Here is a 20316-nt window from a genome sequence, read left to right as displayed (position 1 = left end):
TTTTTTCGAAAGCTGGTTGTCGCCTTTCAGATGGAGCGACGTGGTTTTCGAGCAGTCTGGACCAGGGCGCGGAACAGGCGTTGTTGGCGGCGGTGGTGGGGGAGGTATTCGGGGTGCCATTGGACCCCGAGGACAAAGGTTTTGTTCGTGGCCTCCACGGCCTGGATCACGCCGTTTGGTTCCCGGGCCGTGACGCGCACGGTCCGGCCGAGCTTGTCCACGGCCTGGTCGTGCAGCGCGTTGACGCCGCATATGGCGCATTTGAGGCCGCGGGCCAGCAGGGAGTCCGGCTCCACCTGGATGGTTTTGCGGGGCAGCAGGCTGCGGATATTGGGGGATTCCTGGTAAAAGCCGGTCAGGTGCTGGTGCAGGGTGCCGCCCAGGGTTACGTTGATCAGTTGCGCGCCGCGGCAGATGCCCAGAATGGGCAGGTCGCGTTCCAGGGCCGAGCGGAGCAGGTTCTGCTCCAGTTCGTCGCGGTCCGTGTTCAGACCGGGGTTGCGGGTGGTCAGGATTCTCCGGATCAGCAGCATTAGGGGAAAGGCCAGCAAGGCCAGGCCGCGTCGAAACCAGTCCGTTTCTCCCCGTGTCATTTCCTCGGCCATTTTTTCGGGAGGCCTCAACGGCTCGGCGCCGTACAGGTCCGGCGCCACGTCCGCGCCGCCGCCGATGATCAGGCCGTCCAGTTCCTGAACGTGGCGGGGACGCCGGGGCGTGATCCGCAACGCCCGGCCGCCGGCCCGCCAAACCGCCAAGCGGGTGAACCACCAAGCGGCCAGGCCGCCGTGATCCGGGCCGGTGACGCCGATTACCGGCTTTTTCCCGTTCATCGCTTCAGCCACGTCCCCAACATGTCCACCCATTCGTCCACCATCCGGGCCACGACTTCCCCTGGTTTTTCCAGGTAGGCCCGGGCGTGCTCCCGTAAGCGATTCTCATCCGCGGCCAGCTTTTCCACCATGATCCAGTCGTTCCACGGCTTGGCCAGGGACCAATCCGATTCGTCGATCTGGCAGTTGGGCAGGCGGTAGTGGAATGCGGGCCTGGGTTTGATCAGGTGGGTTTCCACCGGCGCGTTCATGACCAGATCCCGTTCCAGGTGCGCAAACAGCGGGAGCATGTCCAGGGGGCGGTTGCGGGTGGGATTGTGCAGGAGGTAGTCGCGGATCAGGTCGGGGAGGTCCGGCGTGTAGTCCTTGTTCAGAAGCAGCCGGACGTATCCGCCGGGAAAGGCCCGGATATACGGCGAGATCTTGCGGGAGAGGTCCACGGCCCCCCGCTCTGTCAGCCGGTCGTGGAGCAGCACGTAGGCGCGCAGAATGTTTCGCAGGTAAGCCGCGTCCAGTCGAACGGCCTCCACGTTGAACTGAGCCCCGAAGGCGTAGACCAGGGCCGTACGGGTGCCCTTGGCGCCATCCCGACGCAGCCTGTCCCGCAAGGCGTCCATGTCCTCCAGGACCATGACCGGAATCGGCGGAGCCACCACTTCGCTGGGCACGACGCCGGCCGCCAGGCGGGCCAGCATGGCGTCGAAGGTTTGCTGGTCGCCCCTGGCGTCCAGGTCGATGCCGACCTTGGCCAGATAAGGCTGGTATTCGTGATTCTTGAGCAGGCTGGCGTCCAGTTCCACGGCGAACGCTCCGTGGCGCGTCTCCAGGACGTGGATTTCAAAAGGACTTTTGGAATCGATGTGACCGCCGAACAGATCCTTGACCGCCTGGGCCATGACCGGCAGCTCCAGCCCGGCCATTTCCATCTCCACGCCCACGCGACGGACCTCACAGTCAGGGGTGTGCATCTGGTCGGGCAGGATGAATCGAGGCATATACGCTCCAATGTGTTGCCGGGAATGGTGTTTGGCCGACGCAGGGCCTGGAAGGCCCGCGTGAAAGGGTGTAGAAGGTATCAAGCGTAACGGCGCGGGCCGGGCAAGTCAAAATTGAGACTCGGCAACGATGTCCACGTCTTACGCCAACGGCAGCTCCATCGGCAATTTTGCCGCCATCTCCATCCCCTCGCCGCCATGACCACTTTCATTTGGATCGGAATCCTGATCTGCCTGACCCAGTCAGCCATGCTTTCCGGGCTGAACCTGGCCTATTTCTCCGTGAGCAAGCTTCATCTGGAGATGGAGTCTTCCCGTGGCAACGCGCATGCCCGGCGGGTCTTGCACCTGCGCCGGGACGCCAACTTGCTGCTGGTGACCATCCTCTGGTCCAACGTGGGGGTGAACGTCCTTTTGGCCCTATTGTCCAGTTCCGTGCTCGCCGGAGTGGCCGCGTTCCTGTTTTCCACCGTGCTGATCACCATCTGCGGGGAGATCATGCCTCAGGCGTACTTCTCCCGAAACGCGCTGCGGATGGGGGCCATGCTGGCCCCGGTGATCAGGATCTACCAGATAGCCCTGTACCCCGTGGTCAAGCCCACGGCCCTGCTTTTGGACAAGTGGCTGGGGCCCGAGGGGATCGGTTACTTTCGGGAGCGGGATCTGCGGGAGCTGATCAAGATGCACATGGAGTCGTCCTCCACGGAGATCGACAAGGTGGAGGGCAAGGGGAGTCTGAACTTTCTGGCCCTGGACGATCTGCCCGTGGCCGCGGAGGGCGAGAGCGCGGACCCGCAAAGTATCCTGACCATGAAGTTCGACAACGGCAAGCCTGTTTTTCCCTCCATCAGGCCGTCCAGCGTGGATCCGTTTCTCAGGCTCGTGCAAAGCTCCGGAAAAACCTGGGTGATCCTCGTGGACCAGGAGGGGGAGCCGCGTTACGTCGTGAACGTGGCCTCCTTTCTGCGCGAAGCCTTTTTCGAGCCGGACACGTTTAATCCCATGGCCCACTGCCACCGACCGATCATCATCCGCGACCCCATGACCAGTCTGGGGGCCGTGATACCCCACCTGAAGGTCCAGCCGGAACGAACGGACGACGATGTGATCGACAACGACATCATCCTTTATTGGGGCGAGGAAAAGCACGTGATCACCGGCTCGGACATTCTCGGCCGACTGTTGCGGGGGATTGTGCGGGAGGAGCCCAAACCGGTGGAAGGATGACGGCGCGGGCGGCGGAAGTGCTTCCGGTTGATCATCCTCCCCCTTGCGCATACCCTACGCTTGCTTTGGAGCATTTTGTCGCGGGGTGGGGGCGACGAAGTCGAGCACTGAAAAAAATGGAGTGAACATGCTGGAAAATCGGGAAGCCTACATTCGCAAGCTGAAGGCCAAAATCGACGAATGGAACGTCGACATCGACAAGCTGGCGGCAAAGGCCAGGCAGGTCAAAGCGGAAAAAGAGATCGAGTACCGTGATCAGATCGAGGCTCTGCGGGCCAAACGAGGCGAAATGGAGGAGAAGATCGCCGAGCTGCGCAAGGGCGGCGAGGCAGGTTGGGAAGATCTCAGGAAAAATCTGGAACGGTCCTGGGAAGCGCTGAAGGAGGGCTATGCCGCGGCAAGGGCCCGATATGAGCGGGATGCCCGGGATGACGCGGACAAATAGACGGCAGTCTCCGAATTTGAGACCGGGCCGGTAATGGATATCCAGCGAATGGACGGCAAGGCCGCGCGGCTTTGCCGTCCATTCCATGTGTCAGGTTTGTCCGAGCCTACTCAGAGGCCATCTGGACTTTCCACTCTTTCCATACGTTTCCGACCAACTCCGGACCGGGAGTGAGGACCATCTTTCCAGGTTTCCAGCCCGAAGGCGTGGCCTGGCTGCCTTTGCTTTCGCGGACAAGCTGGAAGGCCTGGACCTGGCGCAAGGTTTCGCCGACATTGCGGCCCACCGGAGGGGTGAGAACCTCAAACCCCTGGACAATGCCGTCCGGGTCAATCAGGAAGCGGCCACGAACGTCCACTCCGGCATCCGCGTCGTACACGCCATAGGCCTCGCCGACCTTTCCGCCGGCGTCGGACAGCATCGGAAAGGGCACCTTGCCAGTCGTGACCATCTTGGACAGCTCGTGGTCAACCCACATCTTGTGTACGAACATGCTGTCCGTGCTCATGGAAAGTACCTGAACGCCCAGCTTTTCAAATTCCGCATGCTTTTCGGCGACCGCCGAAATCTCGGTCGCTCAGACAAAGGTGAAGTCGCCCGGATAGAAGCAGAGCACCACCCACTTGCCTAGGTAGTCCGAAAGTTTGATCGAGGTGAAGGCGCCGTTGTGATAGGCGGGAGCGGAAAAGTCGGGGGCTTTGCGCCCAATCTGGACCATCATTTTTTTCTCTCCTGTGTTCGGTTGCGGTTGCGGGGTGTCGGCCTGCTCTGCCGATGCGTCCTCTCCAACGAGTCCGCCAGTGGGTCTGGCGCAGTTAATGGGTTTTTCATCCGCCATACGTTCCTCCTGAATTGAGGTTGAGTGTTGAAAATATGAATAATTCCTATTTACTTTTCTAGTCGGTTTGTCGAACCCTGAATTTCCGGATTCAGGATGATATTTAGACTATGTTCCGGATATATTGCCAATTTGCATTGAATCTGCAGTTATTCATCGAAATAATCAATAATTAACGTCTCCACGCAGATGCTTCGGGCGTTCACGGCAAGGCGGGTTGTGTGGTTTGACCTGACGAGGTCCAGTGCTATCATCGATTTCACGACACGGAAACGTGTTCCATCGACCAGGGCGGATTTGTTCTCGATTCTCAGGCACTATCCGGATCGGTATCGAAATCGAAATCGCTATCGAAATCAATTTCTGATAATTCTCCGATTTCGATAGCGATTTCGATTTCGACAGATATTGGCCCACCCTGGAGACACACTTTGAATATCAAGGCGTCTACCATTCTGGGATTATTGTATTTTTACATAGAACAGATTTCCTTGTTCCATCGACAACGGGAGGTTGATCATGAAAGCTGGAATGATGAGAGTACTGCCTGCTGTTTTCCTTTTCACGATGCTGCTCGCCGGGATGCCCTGGGTTTGTTCGGCTCAGTCCGGGAACGCGAATTCCGGGACGGCGCCGGGTGAAGCCTCTTTTGAGGAAGTCCGCGAGGAGATGCGGGATTTGGGCCGTGTCCTGGGTCGATACGGCGCGGAGCAGCGGGACAAGGCCCTTGAACGCTCCAAGCCTGCCCTGGAGGATATGGACCGTCGCCTGGACGCTCTGGAAAAAGCCATTGAAGAGAACTGGGATGAGATGAGTCAGGCCGCCCGGGAGCGTTCGCGCCTTGCGATGCGGGAGTTGCGGCGGCAACGGGTGGAGCTGGCGGAAAAATTCGGCGCCCTGAAAAGCTCCTCGGCGGGGGCCTGGGAACAGATGCGGGAGGGATTTCTGGACGCTTTTTCCGTGCTTAACGAGGCCTGGGAGAAGTCTATTGAGGAATTCCGTGAACAACGAGATGCTCAGGACGAGGTCACGTTGTAGGAAGGTTGGAAAGTGGGAAGGTCCGGATTGGTTTGTAACCGGCTGGCAACAATCATGAATCATGTCAAGGAATAAGGTTTTTTATGCGTAAACGCATTGTTTCGTCCGGGGCCGCGGACCCCACGACACCGGAAGGGGAATGGCTGAATCTGGAGGATATCGCGGAAGTGGAGATCACCTCCGAAGATCCGAAGCATCCCATCGAACACGCCCTGTTGCCTGGGCATTCCGCCGGGTGGCGGGCCGGAAAGGCCGGAGAGCAGACCATTCGATTTCTCTTCGACGAACCCCGGAGTCTCCGTAGAATCTGGATTCATTTCGAGGAATCCGAAGTGGAACGGACCCACGAGTTCGTCCTGCGCTGGTCCGCCGACAACGGCAAGTCCTTCACGGACATCGTGCGCCAACAGTGGAATTTCAGTCCTGACGGGATGCGGGAGGAGAGTGAAAACATCTACCTGGACGCCACCGGCGTGACCACGCTGGAACTGATCATCAAGCCGGACATCAGCAACGAGAATGCCGTCGCCAGCCTGGCTCAGTTGCGAATAGGGTAGAGGTCAACACTTAGTTAGAGGCCCCCATGCAAACCTTCTATCTCGGCGTGGCCTGTTTTCTTCTGCTGACCATGATCGTCGGTTTGGCTCGGGTTTTTTTGGGGCCACGGCAGGAGGATCGCTTGGTGGCGGTTCAGTTGTTTGGGACCACCGGGGTGGCCGTCTTGTTGCTGTTGGCCGCGGCCTTCGACGCCCCGGCCGTGCGTAACGCGGCCATGGTTTTCGCCGTCCTGGCCGTCCTGGCGGTGATGGCCTTTGTGCGCGATTCTCGGAAAAACGACGGGCGCGGCGGAGGCGGAGCCGGAGGGTAGAGGCGTGTTCGACGTGGTGGTTACGGTGTCGGCGGTCCTGCTCTGCCTGAGCGGAGCGTTTTTCTTCCTGGCCGGAACGCTGGGACTGCTGCGGTTTCCGGACGCCATGAGTCGGATTCATGCCCTGACCAAGGCCGACAACCTCGGTCTGGGGCTGATCGTCCTGGCCTTGACGATTACCAGCGGGTCCGTGAGCACGGCCCTGAAAATTTTGCTGATCTGGCTGGTGGCCTTGGCGGCCAGCTCTTCCATCTGCTTCCTGCTGGGCCGCAACATCCTAGGTCAAGAGCAAGGCGGCGAAGCAAGCGGAGACAAAGCAGCCCACGAAAACAGCTCCGGACCCTCTCGTCCCACAAATCCCATAAGTCCCATAAGTCCCAAAATAACCCAAAACCCCAACCCCCCAGAAACATGACCCTGTCCCTGGTCTTTGATCTGCTGCTGGCCGGGGTTTTGTTGCTGGTCAGTTGGCGCTTGCTGCAAGCCTCGGATTTGTTCCAGGCCACGGTGCTGTTCATTTCCTTCGGCTTGTTTCTGGCCCTGGCCTGGGTGCGCCTGCAGGCCCCGGACATCGCTTTGGCCGAAGCCGCTGTGGGCGCGGGGTTGGCCGGGGTGCTGCTGTTCGGGACCTTCAAGCGTATCGAGCCCCAATCCGATCACCCAGATCAATCTGGTCAATCCGGCCAATCCTCTCAGGAACGCGGCCCCGGCGACGAGCCTTTTGTCGCGGGCTCCTGCCGACTGGATCAGGTCGCGGCCTGCCCGAGCCGGTTCCATTACCTTGTGGCCGGATTGGGGGCCGTTGCCCTGACCGCATTGCTGGTTCTGGCGGTGCTGGAACTGCCGCGTCACGAGGCCGGACTGGCTGGGATGGTGGCTCAAAAAATGGGCTCCTCCGGTGTGGAGCATCCGGTGACCGCCGTCCTGCTCAACTTCCGGCTGTACGATACCTGGCTGGAACTGGGCGTCCTGCTCCTGGCCCTGATGGGCGTGTTCGGCGTTCGCGGGGCGCATGACCTGCGCGGGCTGCCCATGCGTCCGACCGCTTCGCCCGTTGCGCGTCGGCTGGTGGGCCTTTTGGGGCCGCTGGTCGTGCTGGTCGCCGCGTATCTGCTCTGGCTGGGAGACCACGCTCCGGGCGGGGCCTTTCAGGCCGGAGTGGTCCTGGCCGCCGGGCTGGTCCTGCTGCGCCTGACCGGCCTGCCTTCGGTTGACCGGCTGTCTCGGACCGCCTTGCTCTCCTGCGTGGTCGTGGGCTTCGCGGCCATCCTGCTTCTGGCCGTGCTGACAGCGCTTGCACCGCAAGGTTTTCCCCTGGAATATCCGTCGGCCTGGGCCGGTACGCTGATTCTGGCCCTGGAGGCCGCGGCCACCGTGTCCATCGGCGTGACTCTGGCCGCGCTGGTGGCCGTGGTTTTGGTGGTGGACGAGTAATGACCACCTTTCTGGTGTACTCCCTTACCGCGGCCCTGCTGGCGGGCCTGGGCGTTCACGGCCTGATCACCCGCAGGCATCTGCTGCGGCAGATCATGGCCCTGAACGTGATCGCGGGAGGGGTGTTTCTGCTGCTGATCAGCACGGCGTATCGTAATCAGGGAGTTTTTGCCGACCCCGTGCCCCAGGCCATGGTCCTGACCGGAATCGTGGTGGCCATCAGCGCCACGGCTTTTGCCCTGGCCCTGTTGCGCCGGATTTATCAGGCCCAGGGGCAATCCCAGGGTCAGGCCCAAGCCAAAGATACTTCAACTACCCGAGACGGGCCGATTCCATGAGTCAGGCGGCGTGGATGATTCTGGTCCCGTTCATGGGCGGCGTGGCCTGCCTGTTGCTTCGAGGTCGGGCCGTGGCCTGGGCCGGGCTGGCCGCCTCAGCGGTCACGGCCTGGACCTGTCTGCCGCTGTTGCGCCACGTCTGGCACTCCGGCCCGGTTCGGGTCGACCTGGGTGGATGGGCCGCGCCCTTGGGCATCGGGCTGTATCTGGACGGGCTGGGAGCGATGTTTCTGCTGCTCACGTCCATCGTCGGTCTGCTGGTGGGCGTCTATGCCCTTGCTTTTTTCGGACGGGGCCGGGAATACGCGCGAATGGAGCCCTATTTCTGGCCTGTCTGGCTGGTGCTCTGGGGCGGTTTGAACGGTGTGTATCTCAGCGCGGACGTGTTCAACGCCTACGTGCTGTTGGAGATGGTCGGGCTGGGGGCCGTGGGGTTGACCGTGCTCTCCGGAACCAACGACGCCCTGGTGGCCGGCCTGCGCTACCTGCTGGCGACCATGTTCGGGTCGTTGATCTATCTCCTGGGCGTGGCCCTGTTGTACGCCCAGACCGGCCATTTGGACATTTTCCTGCTGGCCGAAGCCGTGGATGGTTCGCTCCCCGTGCTGGTCGCCTTCGGGCTGATGACCGGCGGGCTATTGATCAAGGCCGCGCTGCTGCCGTTCCATTTCTGGCTGCCCCCGGCCCATGCCGGTGCTCCGGCCCCGGTCAGCGCCATCCTTTCCGGGATGGTGACCAAGGCGTCGTTTTTCCTGTTGCTGCGGATATGGTTCGTGGTCTTTCCGGAAGTTACGGCTCCGGTGGCGGGGCAGTTGCTGGGCGTCCTGGGGGCCGCGGCCGTGCTCTGGGGGTCCCTGCAGGCCGTGCGTCAGACCCGGTTGAAGCTGTTGGTGGCCTATTCCACGGTGGGCCAACTGGGGTATCTGTTTTTTCTCTTCGCCCTGCTCACTCCCGCCGGTGGAGCGGCCTGGAGCGAGGGCTGGGCGAGTATGGCCTGGGCCGGCACGGTCTTCCATGTTTTTTCCCACGGGCTGGCCAAGGCGGCCCTGTTCATGGCCGCGGGCTGTCTGCTGCTGGCCATGGGCACGGACGAGTTGGCGGCCATGCGGGACATCGCCGGGCGGTTGCCCGTGGTCACCTTCACCCTGGGCGTGGCCGGGGTGAGCCTGATGGGCCTGCCGCCCAGCGCCGGATTCGTGGCCAAGTGGATGCTGCTTAAGGCCTCCCTGGCCAGCGGGCAATGGTGGTGGGCCGTGGTCATCGCCCTGGGCGGACTGCTCACCGCGGCCTATGTCTTCAAGATCCTCTCCTTCACCTTCGTGCCGGTGGGCGGGCATGATGCGAATGCCGGCCTAGAAGACGGTCGAGAGGTCAATGAAAGTCAGCTCTCGAAGAATTCCGGCGTTCCGGAACTGCGCCCCGTGCCCGCTCTAATGACTTTGTCGGCGCTGTTTCTGGCCGCGCTGTGCGTACTGTTCGGATTTCGGGCCGAGGAAGTGATTACTTTGCTGCTTCGAGACATGGGGCTTGACCCCCCCTTTGATGCGTTACTGATGGGGAATTTCGGCGGAGACCGGCCATGACCATGACCTCCTGGCTGCCGTTGATCGTGCTGTGCAGTTCCCTGATCACCGGGCTGATCATCTTCCTCCTCCCCGAGGAGCGCTCCGGATGGCGCACGGCCCTGAACATGACCGGGGCCACTGTGAAGGTGGTCGGGGTTTTTGTGATGGCCTGGGGCGTGCTGGTCCGGGGGGCCGTGTACGAAGCGCGTTTCACCATGGGGCTGGGGTTCGACTTCGTCTTGCAGGTGGACCTGCTGTCCCTGGCCTTTGTCTCTCTGTCCAGCAATCTCTGGTTCCTGACCACTCTGTACGCCGTGGGTTATTTGGAAGGGTCCAGGAATCGGAGCCGGTTTTTCGGGTTTTTCAGCCTGTGCGTGACCGCGTCCACCGGGGTGGCCCTGGCCGGAAACCTGATCACGTTTTTCATCTTCTACGAGTTTCTGACCCTGGTTACCTATCCCCTGGTGATCCACCAGGGGACGCCGCAAGCCCTGGCCGCCGGGCGGACGTATCTGTGGTACGCCATGGGCGCTGGGGCCGTGCTGTTTCTGGGCGTGGTCGGACTTCAGACCCTGGCCGGCCCCTTTGATTTCGTTTCCGGTGGGGTCCTGGGGGCCATGGAGCACATCGGTCCATGGGAGGCCCGGGTCATCTTCGCTCTGTTGATTTGCGGGCTGGCCGTGAAAAACGCCTTCGTCCCTCTGCACGGCTGGCTGCCCGCGGCCATGGTCGCCCCGGCCCCCGTCAGCGCGCTGCTGCACGCCGTGGCCGTGGTCAAGGCCGGTGCCTTCGGCGTACTCCGGGTGGTCCAGGACGTCTTCGGCAAGGACTTCGCGTCCGAGCTCGGAGTGCTGGAGCCCCTGGCCGCGGTGGTGGTCTCCACGATCCTGTTCGGCTCCCTGCGGGCCTTGATGCAGAACGAGCTGAAACGCCGCCTAGCCTATTCCACGGTCAGTCAGGTGTCCTACATCGCCCTGGGCGCGGTTGTCCTGGGCCCCCTGGCCACGGTGGGCGGGCTGGCCCATCTGGTCCACCAGGGGATCATGAAGATCACCCTGTTTTTCTGTGCCGGGATCTTCGCCCGGTCCCGGAATATCCACCGCATCGACCAGATGGACGGCCTGGGCCGGACCATGCCCATGACCATGGCCCTGTTCACCATCGCCGCCCTGGGCATGATCGGGGTTCCGCCGGTGGCCGGGTTTGTCAGCAAATGGTACCTGGCCCAGGGCGGCATTCAGGCCGGGCAGGATTGGGTGGTGGTGGTCCTGGTGCTCAGCAGCCTGCTCAACGCCGCCTATTTTCTGCCCATTCTGTACCGGGCATGGTTCCGGCCCTGCGTCGAAGGGCCCGAGCTTGACGGCGAGCAGGCCCGGTGCGGAATCTGGGAGGCACCGTGGATGCTCCTGCTGCCCACTCTGGCCACGGCCTTTTTCTCCCTGGCCGCCGGGGTGTTCGCCGGATGGGAGTGGAGCCCGCTGGGCGTGGCCCAGATGATCACCACTGGTCGAGGGGCTTTTCCGTGAATCGCGGGATTCTTTTGTTTTCGGATTCTCGATATATTCCGACTGAATCGAAATCGAAATCCTTCTTGAACAAACCACGGAAGGATCGGTCATCCGTAGGGGCAGGCCTTGCGCCTGCCCAGGGCGACCGCAAGGGTCGCCCCTACGATGGGATACCAGGGCGGACACACAGGTCCGCCCCTACGTTACGCCGACCCTCCGCATATGACCATCCTGGGTCAGACAATCAAGAAAACATAGGCATCCAAACGAAATGATCTGGCTGATCGTCATCGGCTTTCCGCTACTCATCTGCTGCCTGCTCGGCCATGTCCGGACCCGGAATCTGGCTGCCGGGCCGGGGCTTTGGCTGTCGCCGTTGCCGGCCCTGGGGCTTGCCCTGGTCGGCGGTGGAGCGCCCGGAGTTTTCCCGGCCTTGTTTCTGGAAACTACGCTCCATTTCGGGCCGTACGGTAGGGTCTTTCTGCTCCTGGCGGCCGTGCTCTGGACCGCGGCGGGCCTGTTCGCTTGGTCCTCGGCGCAAAGCGACTCCGGCGGTCGGGATCGTTTCCGGTTTGCCTTCTTTTTCCTGGTGACCCTGAGCGGCAACCTCGGGGTCTGCGTGGCCCAGGACCTGGCCTCGTTCTACGTCTTTTTCGCCATGATGAGTTTCGCCGCCTACGGGTTGATCGTCCACGACCAGACGCCCAAGGCGTTTCATGCCGGGAAGATCTATCTGATCATGACCGTGGTCGGCGAGGTGCTGTTGGCCGCGGCCTTTTTCTATGCCGGGATCATCGCGGACAGCCTGCTGTTCGCGGACGCGGCCCAAGCCCTGGCAGGCGCGGAGGCAGGATGGAACCGAAACGCTCTGATCTTCTCCCTGGCCCTGGTCGGGTTCGGGATCAAGGCCGGGGTGGTCGGCTTGCACTTTTGGTTGCCCCTGGCTCATCCGGCGGCTCCCACCGCGGCCAGCGCGGTGCTCAGCGGGGTGATGATCAAGATCGGCCTGCTGGGGTGGCTGCAACTGTTTCCGCTCACCGCCGGTCTGACAATCTGGGGGATGGGGATGGCCTGGCTGGGCTTGGCCGGCGCGGTCTACGCCGCCGCCGCCGGGTTTGCCCGGCACGATCCGAAGACCATTTTGGCCTATTCCAGCGTCAGTCAGATGGGGCTGATGACCATGGGCGTTGGCTTCGCCATGGCCGCCGACGGGTCTGGGGCCTGGGGCGGGCTTGCCTTGGGGGCTGATCCTTTGTTGTCCGGGCTGCTGGTGTTCGTATTGGTCCACGGTCTGGCCAAGGCCGCGCTCTTTCTGGGAGTAGGGCTGGCCAAGGCGGCACGGTGGAGCCGCTTCCAGGCCAGGCTGATCCTGGTCGGCCTGGCCGCGGCCGGGCTGGTCCTGGCCGGGGCGCCGTTCACAGGCGGAGCCTTGGTCAAGCAGGCCCTGAAATCCGGAGCCGGGCAGTTGTCGCCGATCTGGAGCGACTTTTTCATCGCCGTGCTGCCTCTGACGGCCGTGGGCACGACCTTGCTCATGGCCATGTTCCTTTGGCGGGTTTGGCGGAGCATGTCCGTAGACGTTGGTCGTCCCGAAACACATCCCGAAACAGCTTATGATTTCGAGAGCGCGAAGACGGGACTGGGCATGGTTTTGGCCTCGGGGGGGCTGTTGATCCTGGTGATTGGAGTGGATCCGCTGGCATTCCTGGCGCTGCCCGAATCGTTGTTGAGGATGGGCCTCGCTTCAGAGGGTTGGAAGGGCCTCTGGGACGGGCTGTGGCCCATTGCCTTGGGGTTGGTCGCTACGGGGCTGTTTCTTCGCTTCAACCTGGACAGCGCTGAAACCAAAGGACTGGACGACCTGGTCCTGGCAGCCATGGAGCGGAACGCGTCCCGCCTGCGCTCCTGGTGGTGGCGCAGCCCGTACTGCGACCCAGCCTATGGGACCATCGATCTCGTGGCCTGGTCGGACCGGATTCTACAAAGCCGCTGGATGCAAACCGTTCCGGACCGGATCGAGCGGCGGCTGTTGTACTGGCATACCGTGGGCGTGTTGTTCGTCGGGTTTGTGCTGGTATTTCTTGCCGTGACCTGGTGGAGTGGGCGATAGGGAGCGGCTATGGGGGAACCGAGAAAAGAGTCCAAAAAAAAAATGTCTGAATCGGCCCAGATATTGGTCATGCCCTCAGGCAGGAAATGAAATCGAGCACTGACTCGGTCATAAACACTTTTTATCATGGCATGGCACCACTATCGGCGTGCTCCATCAGCCTTGGTTTCAACAAAAAAAGCGCTTTAAAACCTTTTCCAGCTCCTCGATCCCCACCGGTTTGCTCAGGTAGTCGTCCATGCCGGCGGCCAAGAATTTTTCCCGATCTCCGGGCTGGGTATGGGCGGTTACGGCGATGATGGGCGTATGTCGAGAGAGCTGAGGGCTGAGACCTGAAACCTGAAGGTCAGAGTTTCGGTCCGGGGTTTCTGACTTCCGACTTCCGTCTTCCGCGGCGCGAATGCGCCGTGTCGCCTCCACCCCGGTCATTACCGGCATCTGGATGTCCATCAGGATGCAGTCAAAGTCTCTTGCCTGGAAGAGGTTCACGGCCTCCTGGCCATTGTTGGCCACGGTTACGGCGTGTCCGAGTTTTTTCAGCACGTGTGTCATGAACATCTGGTTCAGGGAGTCGTCCTCGGCAAGAAGGATGTTCAGGTGCTTTTTTGTCACGCCGGGCACGGCGGCGGCATGGCCCGCTTTCGCGACGTCCCTTGCCGGGAGGGTGAAGGGCAGGATCACATGGACGGTGGTTCCCTGGCCGACCTCGCTTTCCACCAAGCCGTTTCCATTCATCAGTTCCATGAGCCGCTTGACGATGGAGAGCCCCAGACCGGCACCCTGATAGGGCCGGGTAATGGAGCCGTCCACCTGGACAAAGGGCGTGAACAGGGTGCACAGCTTATCGTCAGGGATGCCGATGCCGGTGTCGGAGATGGAGAACATGACCCGCAGATCGCCGCCCTTGGCAGCGGACAGGGGGGGCAGGCGGATATGGATCGAACCCTTGTCCGTGAATTTCAGGGCGTTGCCCACCAGATTGAACAGGATCTGCTTGACCCGCGTCACGTCACCCAGGACGCTTCGAGGCATGGCCGGATCAACGGTCATATCCAGGTCAAGGCCCTTTTCCCGAGCGCGGAGGCGGAACAGGTCCATGACGGATTCCAGGGCTTCAGTCACGTTGAATTCGGACGTAGTCAGGGCCGTCTGGCCCGCCTCGAAGCTGGAGATTTCCAGGATGTCCGAGAGCAGCCGGGTAAATCGCTTGGAAGACTCGATGGCCGCGGCCACGAATCCCTGCTGCTCCGCGTTTAAGGGCGTGGCCTGCAAGAGCTGCATCATGCCCATGATCCCGTTGAAGGGCGTGCGCAGTTCATGGCTCATATTGGCCAGAAACTCGGACTTGGTAATATTAGCCGCCTCGGCCTGCTTCTTGGCCGCGACCAGGGCTCGTTCGGCCTCCTTGCGACTGGTGATGTCGTGGACAATGGAGTGCAGAAGGGGCTTTTCGCCGGTTTGGACGGGGCTGCTGAATATTTCCACGTCGCGATGCGCGCCGTCCGCGAGTTTGTGCTGGGCCTCGAAGCGGACACAATGATTGACCATGGCCTTCCGCATCTTGGACCTGATCAGATCCGGAGACATTGCGTTGATATCATAGACACGTTTGGACCTGAGCTGCTCCTTCGACCATCCATAGAATTCCGACGCGGCCTGATTGGCGTCCACGATGGCCGCGGTGTCCGGGTCCACCAGCAGCTTGACCGCGGCATGCTGTTCAAACAGGCTCCGGAAGAGAGCCTCGCTTTGCTCCAAGGCCTCGGCCGCACGTTTCTTTTCCAACCGTTCCTTGCCCCTTTCCAAGGCCGCGAGCACGGCTTGTCCCAGTCGCATGATCCGTTCCTTGAGAATGTAATCCCAGGCTCCGGCCTGCATGCAGTTTACCGCGGTTTCCTCGTTGATGGAGCCGGTAATGATGAGGAAGGGCGTGTCCGGAACGTGCTCCAGGGCCAGCTTGAGCGCGGTGAGGCCGTCGAATTGAGGCATGGAGTAGTCGGACAGGATCATGTCCGGTTGAAAGGATTCCAAGGCCGCCAGGAAGTCCGGAGCGGTTTCCACCACAAGAAAGATGGATTCGGGCAAGACCTCCCGGACTTCATGCTCCACCAGCATGGCGTCCGTGGGTAGATCTTCGACGATCAATATCTTTGTCGGTTCAGGCATTGTTGCTCCCTTTTAGACGAAAAGTTGACCACGTTGGTCGGCATTTCCTGATCGTTAAAGACCCAACCCCGGCCAAGTTTGACGAAAATGTAGCAAAAAACTCGTCCGGCTATCGATAATCTGAACTGGTTGCCTATCCGTCTCCGATGGGCAGCCGAATTACGAACGTGGTGCCATGGCCTTCGTTGCTCGTGAAGGATATGCTCCCATGGTGTTTTTCCACAACCACGGCATGGGCGATGGCCAAGCCTTGGCCAGTACCCTGTCCCACGACCTTGGTCGTGAAAAAGGGATCGAAAATCCGGGCTCGAATGGCATCCGGGATGCCCTTGCCCGTATCGCTGATTCGGATTTCAACCTGATCGTCGTCACGGGAGGTGCTGATCCGGATCAGTCCCATGCCTTGGCCCTCGGTCTCGACCACTTCCCGAATGGCCTGGCTGGCGTTGACCAGGACGTTCAAAAAGACCTGGTTGATCTCGTCGGGCAGGCAGAACACCTCTGGAAGAGCCGGGTCGAGATCCATTTCCAGTTCAGCCACGTATTTCCACTCGTTTCTGGTCACTATGGTGGTGTTTTCAAGGGCCTTGTTGATGTTCGAGGGTTTCTTTTCCTGGCCCCCGGGATGGGCGAATTCCTTCATGGACCGAACGATCTTACTGATCCGTCCGATTCCATCGCGAATCTGTTCGATGGCCAGTGGAGTTTCCAGGAGCAAAAATTCAAGATCCGTTTCCAGGAGCGACGCTTCCAGTTTTTTTACGATTTGGGAATCCACCGAGTCCGCACGGACCTGTTCCAGCAGTTCGCCATAGTTCTGCAGGATGGAGTGCAATTCGCGGTAGGCGTTCTGGAGAAAAAGGACGTTATCCCCTACGAACTGTGCCGGGGTGTTGATCTCATGTGCGATTCCGGCGGCGAGCTGGCCAATGGAAGCCAATTTTTCAGCATGCAGGAGCTGACTCTGTGTCCGCTTCAGTTCATCAAGGCTGTTCCGAAGTTCTCCGGTCCGCTCCAGAACGGTCTCCTCCAGTGAATCCCGATGGCGTATCAGTAATTCTTCGGCATGAACCTTTTCCGTTATATCCCGCACAAAAACGGCAAGTACGACATTGCCCTCGAATTCCGTGACAGAGGTACTCACTTCGATGGGCACTTGCAGACCATTCTTGCATATTCCCCGCAGGTTGATGGGCGTGACGGGCTCACCATTCAGCGTCTTGTTGCTGAGCTTCCGCCAAGCTTTGGGCAAGTCCTCGGGATGGATCACCATGCTGATCGGCATTCCCAGCAACTCGGCCCGCTCATAACCCAAAATTCGGCAAACGGCCTGATTCACGTACCGAAACAGTGCGACACGTGGACCCTCGTTCTCCACCAAGGCAATACCGATCTGGGCCGCGGAAGCGCTTTCGATGAGGGCCCTGTTGCGCCGCTCGGAGGCCTGCAATTCCTCATGGGCCGTACGGAGGTGAATGACCATCCTGTTAAACTGCATGGCCAACACTCCGATTTCGTCCTGGGAAGAGATTGGAGGGGTTAACTCCAGATTCCCATGGGCGATACGTTCCGCGGATCTGGTCAAGGCGGCTATCGGTCGGGAAATGGCTCGGGAAATATAAAGCAGCAGGGCCATGACCATGCCCAGGATAGCCAAGCCCCAGACCAATATACGCTGGAACCAGGTCGCCAGCGCCGCATCAACGTCGCGAAGCGAGAGCCCGACCAGTGCATGCCAGGTATCCTTGCCGATGATCACCGGATGCGCCACCAGAACGCCTCGCTGACCATGTTCGGAAAAGAAGTAGTCCACATGCCGTTGCACCTGGCCGGTGAGCAATGTCGATTCAACCGATTGTCCATAAACTTCTCGGTCATTGGCCAGATACACCGCTCCGTCCGGACGAACCACCTGAACAACCAGGATGCCGTCCTCCGGATCATTCGCCAGTTCTCGTAAAAACTGCTCGACATTGGCCCAGTTCAGGGACCAGAAGGCACTTTCCGTCAGAAATGCAACATTTTTTGCGATGATCTCGCCGGAGTGGACTACATTGCCGACCAGGATATTCCGTTCCGTTCGTATGATCAGGAACGCCCCGAGGAAGGATGTCAGCATGAAGAGAAGTACGACCGGAATCGTGAACTTCAAAAAAATCGGAATTCGGACTCCGGTTTTCTTCATGGCATTATTGTCGGAGCAATGCCTGGGATCATCCTGGGAGCGATTCATAATCGATAATCAACGATCAAGCTTGGAAAGGGATACCGGGCTGCAAAACCTGGACAACGACGTCGGGGGCGCGTCGGGCCACTGCCTCCGTGAATGCCTCCGCGGACTGTTCAAGTACCGGAAAGGTTGCGTAATGTTCGGGAATCACCATGCGAGGTCGGATCAGGGCGCAGGCGTGCGCCGCCTCTTCAGGCCCCATGGTGAATACTCCGCCGATGGGGAGGATGGCGATGTCCGGTTGGTAGTAGTCTCCGATGATCGTTTTCATGTCTCCCATCAGGGACGTATCTCCGGAATGGTAAATACGCAGTCCATTTTCAAACTCCAGAATATAGCCCACGGCCTCGCCCACGAACCGGTTCGTACCCTGAAAACCGGTCAGTTGGGCCCCGGCGGAATGAAAGGCCTCGACCATGGTGATCTTGATGCCGTCGAAATCCGACGTTGCGCCTTTGTTGGCCAAAGTAAAAGTCAGACAGTCAGCCTCCGGGATTTCGCTCTTGATGAAAAAGCTCAACTCCCAAGGGGCGATGATTTTGGGTTGATACTGATCCACCACGTCCTTCGCGTCGCTGAGCATGAAATGGTCCACATGGCCGTGCGTCCAGAGCACGTAGTCTACAGCGCCAAAGCTTCCGACGCGACGGTATTTGTCCGGACAGCGAGGGTTGGTCATCAGCCAGGGATCGAGCAGAATTGACTTGCCTGCGCAGGAGGTGAACAAAAAACTGCCGTGGCCCAGCCATTCAATGCTCACCGCCCCTTCAAGCCGCTTATCACCAACACTGCCCCCCTGTCCTGCCTCCAGCCGATTCGGGGCTATTGACTGCAAGCCCACGGCGCCAAGGGCCAGACCAACACCTTTGAAAAACAATCTTCGTGTTATGCCCATACGGTTCTCCTTGTATTTTGACAGATTTATGGAGCAAAACGTTCCGCTAATTCTCAGCCCGGAAAGCGCTGCTCGCCTCTTGAGGCGGTGAGACCAGCACCTTGATCGGTTCCTGTACACCGCTGATTTTCGCGTAGGTCCGCAGCCTGGTGATCATCACCTGTGTGACTTCCTGACCTTGGGCCACCAGGAGTATGCCCTTCTGACTCTGGATATCCTCGGTCATGGTCGTGTTCCTTTGGTTGGAAACCTGCCTTGGTGGTCATGAAGGGCTCGAAAATATGTTCCATGGGTTTTTTCCCATGCCGCATCCGTTGTCGCTGACCATGAGCAGGACTGTCTTGTCCGGGGAGGCACTCCACGCGTTCGGCGCAAAATATGCGTACGTTGGGTTGTCATGTGCCGTCTTGCTTCGTGGGCGAGGCCTCGCCCACGGCCATTCCGAAAAGTTCCTTGGCCGGTTTCTCCCAGTCCGCGATCCGGTCGCCCAGCCCGCGGGCTTCGAGATAGTTCATGTCCGGACCCTCGGCCTTGCCCGTGGGTCCTTCCGGCTGGATGCCGATGATCAGGGAGTCGGCGGCATGCAGGGCCGTCAAGGGAGTGAACTGGCCCGTGTCGCTCATCGCAGGGTTGTGATGAAAGGCGATGGCTTCCACCACCGGATCGGCCATGCCCCACAAGCCGAGCAAATAGGCTCCGAGCTGGGCATGATCGGCGCCCAGCGCGTCCCCCTCCACAGTGGCCAGGGACATGTTCCGGGACGAGATCAATTCCAGCATCTCGTCGTAGAGAACCGGACAGTTCACGGCAAAAATCAGCTTGCCCACGTCATGGAGGATGCCGGCCAGAAAGGCGTCCTCCTGAACGTCCTTGGTCGTGTTTTCCATGGCACAGATCCGTTTGGCCAGAGTTGCCGTTATCAGGCTGTGCCGGGAAAGCCGGGCCAGGGAAAAGTTCGGACATTTCCTGGGATCGTATTGGGAGAAGATCTGAACGTGCAGCACCAAGGCCTTGACCGTTTCCGTGCCCAGAAGGTTCACGGCCTGGGCCGGGCTGACAACCTTGGTGCGCATTCCGAAAAACGAGGAATTGACCAGTTGCAGAATCTTGGCGGACATGCCCACGTCCGTGGAAATGATCTCGCCGATTTTCTTCAGGGAACAGTGAGGAGATTGCAATTCCTCCTGGATGGCCAGATACATTTTGGGCAGGCTGGGGATCTGGTCCAGGCTGGATGTAAGACCGGCCAGGGCTTCCTCGGCCAGATAACGGCGCAGGGCCAGGATGCGTCGGAGCACGGAGATCAGGATTTCCGGGCAGCATGGCTTGCTCAGATACTGATGCACCACCTTGGTGGAGCCCATGATCATCCGTTCGTCCATTTGGCCGGACAAGGCCACCCGAACCGCCTTGGGGAAGCGGCTCTTGACCTCGGTCAGCAACCGGACCCCGTCCATGCCCGGCATGCGCATGTCCGAAACCACCATGTCCATTGGCGTTGCGGCCATTACCTCCAGGGCTTCTTTCCCGCCTGGCGCGAAATGCATTTCCCAGTCCCTGCTCTGACCATGCAGCATCCGCCGCAATCCTTGCAGGATCTGTGGCTCATCGTCCACGAACAAAATTCGATGCTTCATGGCTTTGCTCTCTCAGGTAGTCGCCCATTTCGGCGGCCAGAAATCTTTCCAGGTCGCCAGGCAGGGTGTGGGTGGTCACTGTGGTGTTGGGGATGTGCTTGTGGTGGGTCACGGTTGGAGTCTGCCCCACGATGACTGAATTCGTGGGCAGACCCTCGACGATCAATACCCATATCGGTTCTGGCATGGTTG

General features: G+C 60.3%; 20 protein-coding genes. 11 read left to right on the top strand and 9 right to left on the bottom strand.

From position 1 onward, the window contains the following. Nucleotides 1–26: 26 nt before the first annotated feature. Both C6366_RS11300 and C6366_RS11295 read right to left on the bottom strand, forming a co-directional pair. A complete protein-coding gene (locus C6366_RS11300; RefSeq protein ID WP_233248472.1) occupies nucleotides 27–863 on the bottom strand; it encodes a gamma-glutamyl-gamma-aminobutyrate hydrolase family protein in 837 nt (278 codons plus the stop codon). Continuing rightward, nucleotides 827–1825 (bottom strand): amidoligase family protein, encoded by a 999-nt coding sequence (locus tag C6366_RS11295; protein WP_107738010.1) that lies wholly within the window; start codon nucleotides 1823–1825, stop codon nucleotides 827–829. The genes C6366_RS11300 and C6366_RS11295 overlap by 37 nt, the downstream gene beginning before the upstream one ends. Before the next feature lie 198 nt (nucleotides 1826–2023). Between C6366_RS11295 and C6366_RS11290 the strand changes: the two genes are divergently transcribed. Both C6366_RS11290 and C6366_RS11285 read left to right on the top strand, forming a co-directional pair. Further along, a complete protein-coding gene (locus C6366_RS11290; RefSeq protein WP_107738074.1) occupies nucleotides 2024–3052 on the top strand; it encodes a DUF21 domain-containing protein in 1029 nt (342 codons plus the stop codon). A gap of 127 nt (nucleotides 3053–3179) precedes the next feature. Further along, nucleotides 3180–3497, top strand: a complete 318-nt coding sequence (locus tag C6366_RS11285; RefSeq protein WP_107738007.1) for a hypothetical protein — start codon at nucleotides 3180–3182, stop codon at nucleotides 3495–3497. A 106-nt stretch (nucleotides 3498–3603) separates the two neighbouring features. Here the strand turns inward: C6366_RS11285 and prxU are convergent, their stop codons facing one another. Continuing rightward, nucleotides 3604–4335 (bottom strand): thioredoxin-dependent peroxiredoxin, encoded by a 732-nt coding sequence (gene prxU, locus C6366_RS20290; protein WP_255412096.1) that lies wholly within the window; start codon nucleotides 4333–4335, stop codon nucleotides 3604–3606. 519 nt (nucleotides 4336–4854) lie between these two features. Here prxU and C6366_RS11270 point away from each other — a divergent pair. From C6366_RS11270 to C6366_RS11230, 9 genes are all read left to right on the top strand, one after another. Then, nucleotides 4855–5373 (top strand): hypothetical protein, encoded by a 519-nt coding sequence (locus tag C6366_RS11270; protein WP_146164834.1) that lies wholly within the window; start codon nucleotides 4855–4857, stop codon nucleotides 5371–5373. 83 nt (nucleotides 5374–5456) lie between these two features. After that, the gene (locus C6366_RS11265; RefSeq protein ID WP_107737999.1) at nucleotides 5457–5930 is read left to right on the top strand and encodes a carbohydrate-binding protein; all 474 of its coding nucleotides are present in this window, start codon (nucleotides 5457–5459) and stop codon (nucleotides 5928–5930) included. Between the two features lie 26 nt (nucleotides 5931–5956). Further along, a complete protein-coding gene (locus C6366_RS11260) occupies nucleotides 5957–6241 on the top strand; it encodes a monovalent cation/H+ antiporter complex subunit F (protein ID WP_107737997.1) in 285 nt (94 codons plus the stop codon). Nucleotides 6242–6245: 4 nt separating this feature from the next. Continuing rightward, complete coding sequence (locus C6366_RS11255; protein WP_233248471.1) at nucleotides 6246–6656, top strand: monovalent cation/H(+) antiporter subunit G; 411 nt, start codon at nucleotides 6246–6248, stop codon at nucleotides 6654–6656. Beyond that, nucleotides 6653–7675, top strand: a complete 1023-nt coding sequence (locus C6366_RS11250) for a hydrogenase subunit MbhD domain-containing protein (protein WP_107737995.1) — start codon at nucleotides 6653–6655, stop codon at nucleotides 7673–7675. The genes C6366_RS11255 and C6366_RS11250 overlap by 4 nt, the downstream gene beginning before the upstream one ends. Continuing rightward, on the top strand, nucleotides 7675–8013 hold the full coding sequence (locus tag C6366_RS11245) for a sodium:proton antiporter (RefSeq protein ID WP_107737994.1): 339 nt from the start codon (nucleotides 7675–7677) through the stop codon (nucleotides 8011–8013). The genes C6366_RS11250 and C6366_RS11245 overlap by 1 nt, the downstream gene beginning before the upstream one ends. A 14-nt stretch (nucleotides 8014–8027) precedes the next feature. Further along, a complete protein-coding gene (locus C6366_RS11240) occupies nucleotides 8028–9596 on the top strand; it encodes a complex I subunit 5 family protein (RefSeq protein WP_158269748.1) in 1569 nt (522 codons plus the stop codon). Beyond that, on the top strand, nucleotides 9593–11104 hold the full coding sequence (locus tag C6366_RS11235) for a complex I subunit 5 family protein (RefSeq protein WP_107737990.1): 1512 nt from the start codon (nucleotides 9593–9595) through the stop codon (nucleotides 11102–11104). The genes C6366_RS11240 and C6366_RS11235 overlap by 4 nt, the downstream gene beginning before the upstream one ends. Before the next feature lie 253 nt (nucleotides 11105–11357). Next, nucleotides 11358–13196, top strand: coding sequence for a complex I subunit 5 family protein (locus C6366_RS11230; RefSeq protein ID WP_107737988.1), 1839 nt, complete (start codon nucleotides 11358–11360; stop codon nucleotides 13194–13196). A 168-nt stretch (nucleotides 13197–13364) separates the two neighbouring features. On the opposite strand, the gene C6366_RS11225 is transcribed toward C6366_RS11230, so the two are convergent. From C6366_RS11225 to C6366_RS19320, 6 genes are all read right to left on the bottom strand, one after another. Beyond that, nucleotides 13365–15362 (bottom strand): response regulator, encoded by a 1998-nt coding sequence (locus tag C6366_RS11225; protein ID WP_107737986.1) that lies wholly within the window; start codon nucleotides 15360–15362, stop codon nucleotides 13365–13367. Between the two features lie 133 nt (nucleotides 15363–15495). After that, complete coding sequence (locus C6366_RS11220) at nucleotides 15496–17481, bottom strand: ATP-binding protein (protein ID WP_158269747.1); 1986 nt, start codon at nucleotides 17479–17481, stop codon at nucleotides 15496–15498. A gap of 130 nt (nucleotides 17482–17611) precedes the next feature. Continuing rightward, nucleotides 17612–18487, bottom strand: coding sequence for a metal-dependent hydrolase (locus tag C6366_RS11215; protein WP_107737983.1), 876 nt, complete (start codon nucleotides 18485–18487; stop codon nucleotides 17612–17614). A 46-nt stretch (nucleotides 18488–18533) separates the two neighbouring features. Next, the gene (locus C6366_RS11210; RefSeq protein WP_107737981.1) at nucleotides 18534–18713 is read right to left on the bottom strand and encodes a hypothetical protein; all 180 of its coding nucleotides are present in this window, start codon (nucleotides 18711–18713) and stop codon (nucleotides 18534–18536) included. A 169-nt stretch (nucleotides 18714–18882) separates the two neighbouring features. Further along, nucleotides 18883–20124 carry a response regulator gene (locus C6366_RS11205; RefSeq protein WP_107737979.1) on the bottom strand — a complete coding sequence of 414 codons (1242 nt, stop codon included), beginning with the start codon at nucleotides 20122–20124 and terminating at the stop codon, nucleotides 18883–18885. Continuing rightward, nucleotides 20093–20311 carry a hypothetical protein gene (locus C6366_RS19320; RefSeq protein ID WP_146164833.1) on the bottom strand — a complete coding sequence of 73 codons (219 nt, stop codon included), beginning with the start codon at nucleotides 20309–20311 and terminating at the stop codon, nucleotides 20093–20095. Before C6366_RS19320 ends, C6366_RS11205 begins: the two co-directional genes overlap by 32 nt. Nucleotides 20312–20316 lie beyond the last annotated feature (5 nt).

It is taken from the genome of Desulfonatronum sp. SC1 (assembly GCF_003046795.1).
Lineage (GTDB): Bacteria > Desulfobacterota > Desulfovibrionia > Desulfovibrionales > Desulfonatronaceae > Desulfonatronum.
The sequence above is the reverse complement of the archived record's forward strand: the minus strand, read 5'-3'. Positions and strand labels throughout refer to the sequence as shown.

Coding starts and splice junctions, on each gene's coding strand:
- C6366_RS11300 (WP_233248472.1), bottom strand. CDS start 863: ATGGGTGGACATGTTGGGGACGTGGCTGAAGCGATGAACGGGAAAAAG.
- C6366_RS11295 (WP_107738010.1), bottom strand. CDS start 1,825: ATGCCTCGATTCATCCTGCCCGACCAGATGCACACCCCTGACTGTGAG.
- C6366_RS11290 (WP_107738074.1), top strand. CDS start 2,024: ATGACCACTTTCATTTGGATCGGAATCCTGATCTGCCTGACCCAGTCA.
- C6366_RS11285 (WP_107738007.1), top strand. CDS start 3,180: ATGCTGGAAAATCGGGAAGCCTACATTCGCAAGCTGAAGGCCAAAATC.
- C6366_RS11270 (WP_146164834.1), top strand. CDS start 4,855: ATGAAAGCTGGAATGATGAGAGTACTGCCTGCTGTTTTCCTTTTCACG.
- C6366_RS11265 (WP_107737999.1), top strand. CDS start 5,457: ATGCGTAAACGCATTGTTTCGTCCGGGGCCGCGGACCCCACGACACCG.
- C6366_RS11260 (WP_107737997.1), top strand. CDS start 5,957: ATGCAAACCTTCTATCTCGGCGTGGCCTGTTTTCTTCTGCTGACCATG.
- C6366_RS11250 (WP_107737995.1), top strand. CDS start 6,653: ATGACCCTGTCCCTGGTCTTTGATCTGCTGCTGGCCGGGGTTTTGTTG.
- C6366_RS11245 (WP_107737994.1), top strand. CDS start 7,675: ATGACCACCTTTCTGGTGTACTCCCTTACCGCGGCCCTGCTGGCGGGC.
- C6366_RS11240 (WP_158269748.1), top strand. CDS start 8,028: ATGATTCTGGTCCCGTTCATGGGCGGCGTGGCCTGCCTGTTGCTTCGA.
- C6366_RS11235 (WP_107737990.1), top strand. CDS start 9,593: ATGACCATGACCTCCTGGCTGCCGTTGATCGTGCTGTGCAGTTCCCTG.
- C6366_RS11230 (WP_107737988.1), top strand. CDS start 11,358: ATGATCTGGCTGATCGTCATCGGCTTTCCGCTACTCATCTGCTGCCTG.
- C6366_RS11225 (WP_107737986.1), bottom strand. CDS start 15,362: ATGCCTGAACCGACAAAGATATTGATCGTCGAAGATCTACCCACGGAC.
- C6366_RS11220 (WP_158269747.1), bottom strand. CDS start 17,481: ATGCTGACATCCTTCCTCGGGGCGTTCCTGATCATACGAACGGAACGG.
- C6366_RS11215 (WP_107737983.1), bottom strand. CDS start 18,487: ATGGGCATAACACGAAGATTGTTTTTCAAAGGTGTTGGTCTGGCCCTT.
- C6366_RS11210 (WP_107737981.1), bottom strand. CDS start 18,713: ATGACCGAGGATATCCAGAGTCAGAAGGGCATACTCCTGGTGGCCCAA.
- C6366_RS11205 (WP_107737979.1), bottom strand. CDS start 20,124: ATGAAGCATCGAATTTTGTTCGTGGACGATGAGCCACAGATCCTGCAA.
- C6366_RS19320 (WP_146164833.1), bottom strand. CDS start 20,311: ATGCCAGAACCGATATGGGTATTGATCGTCGAGGGTCTGCCCACGAAT.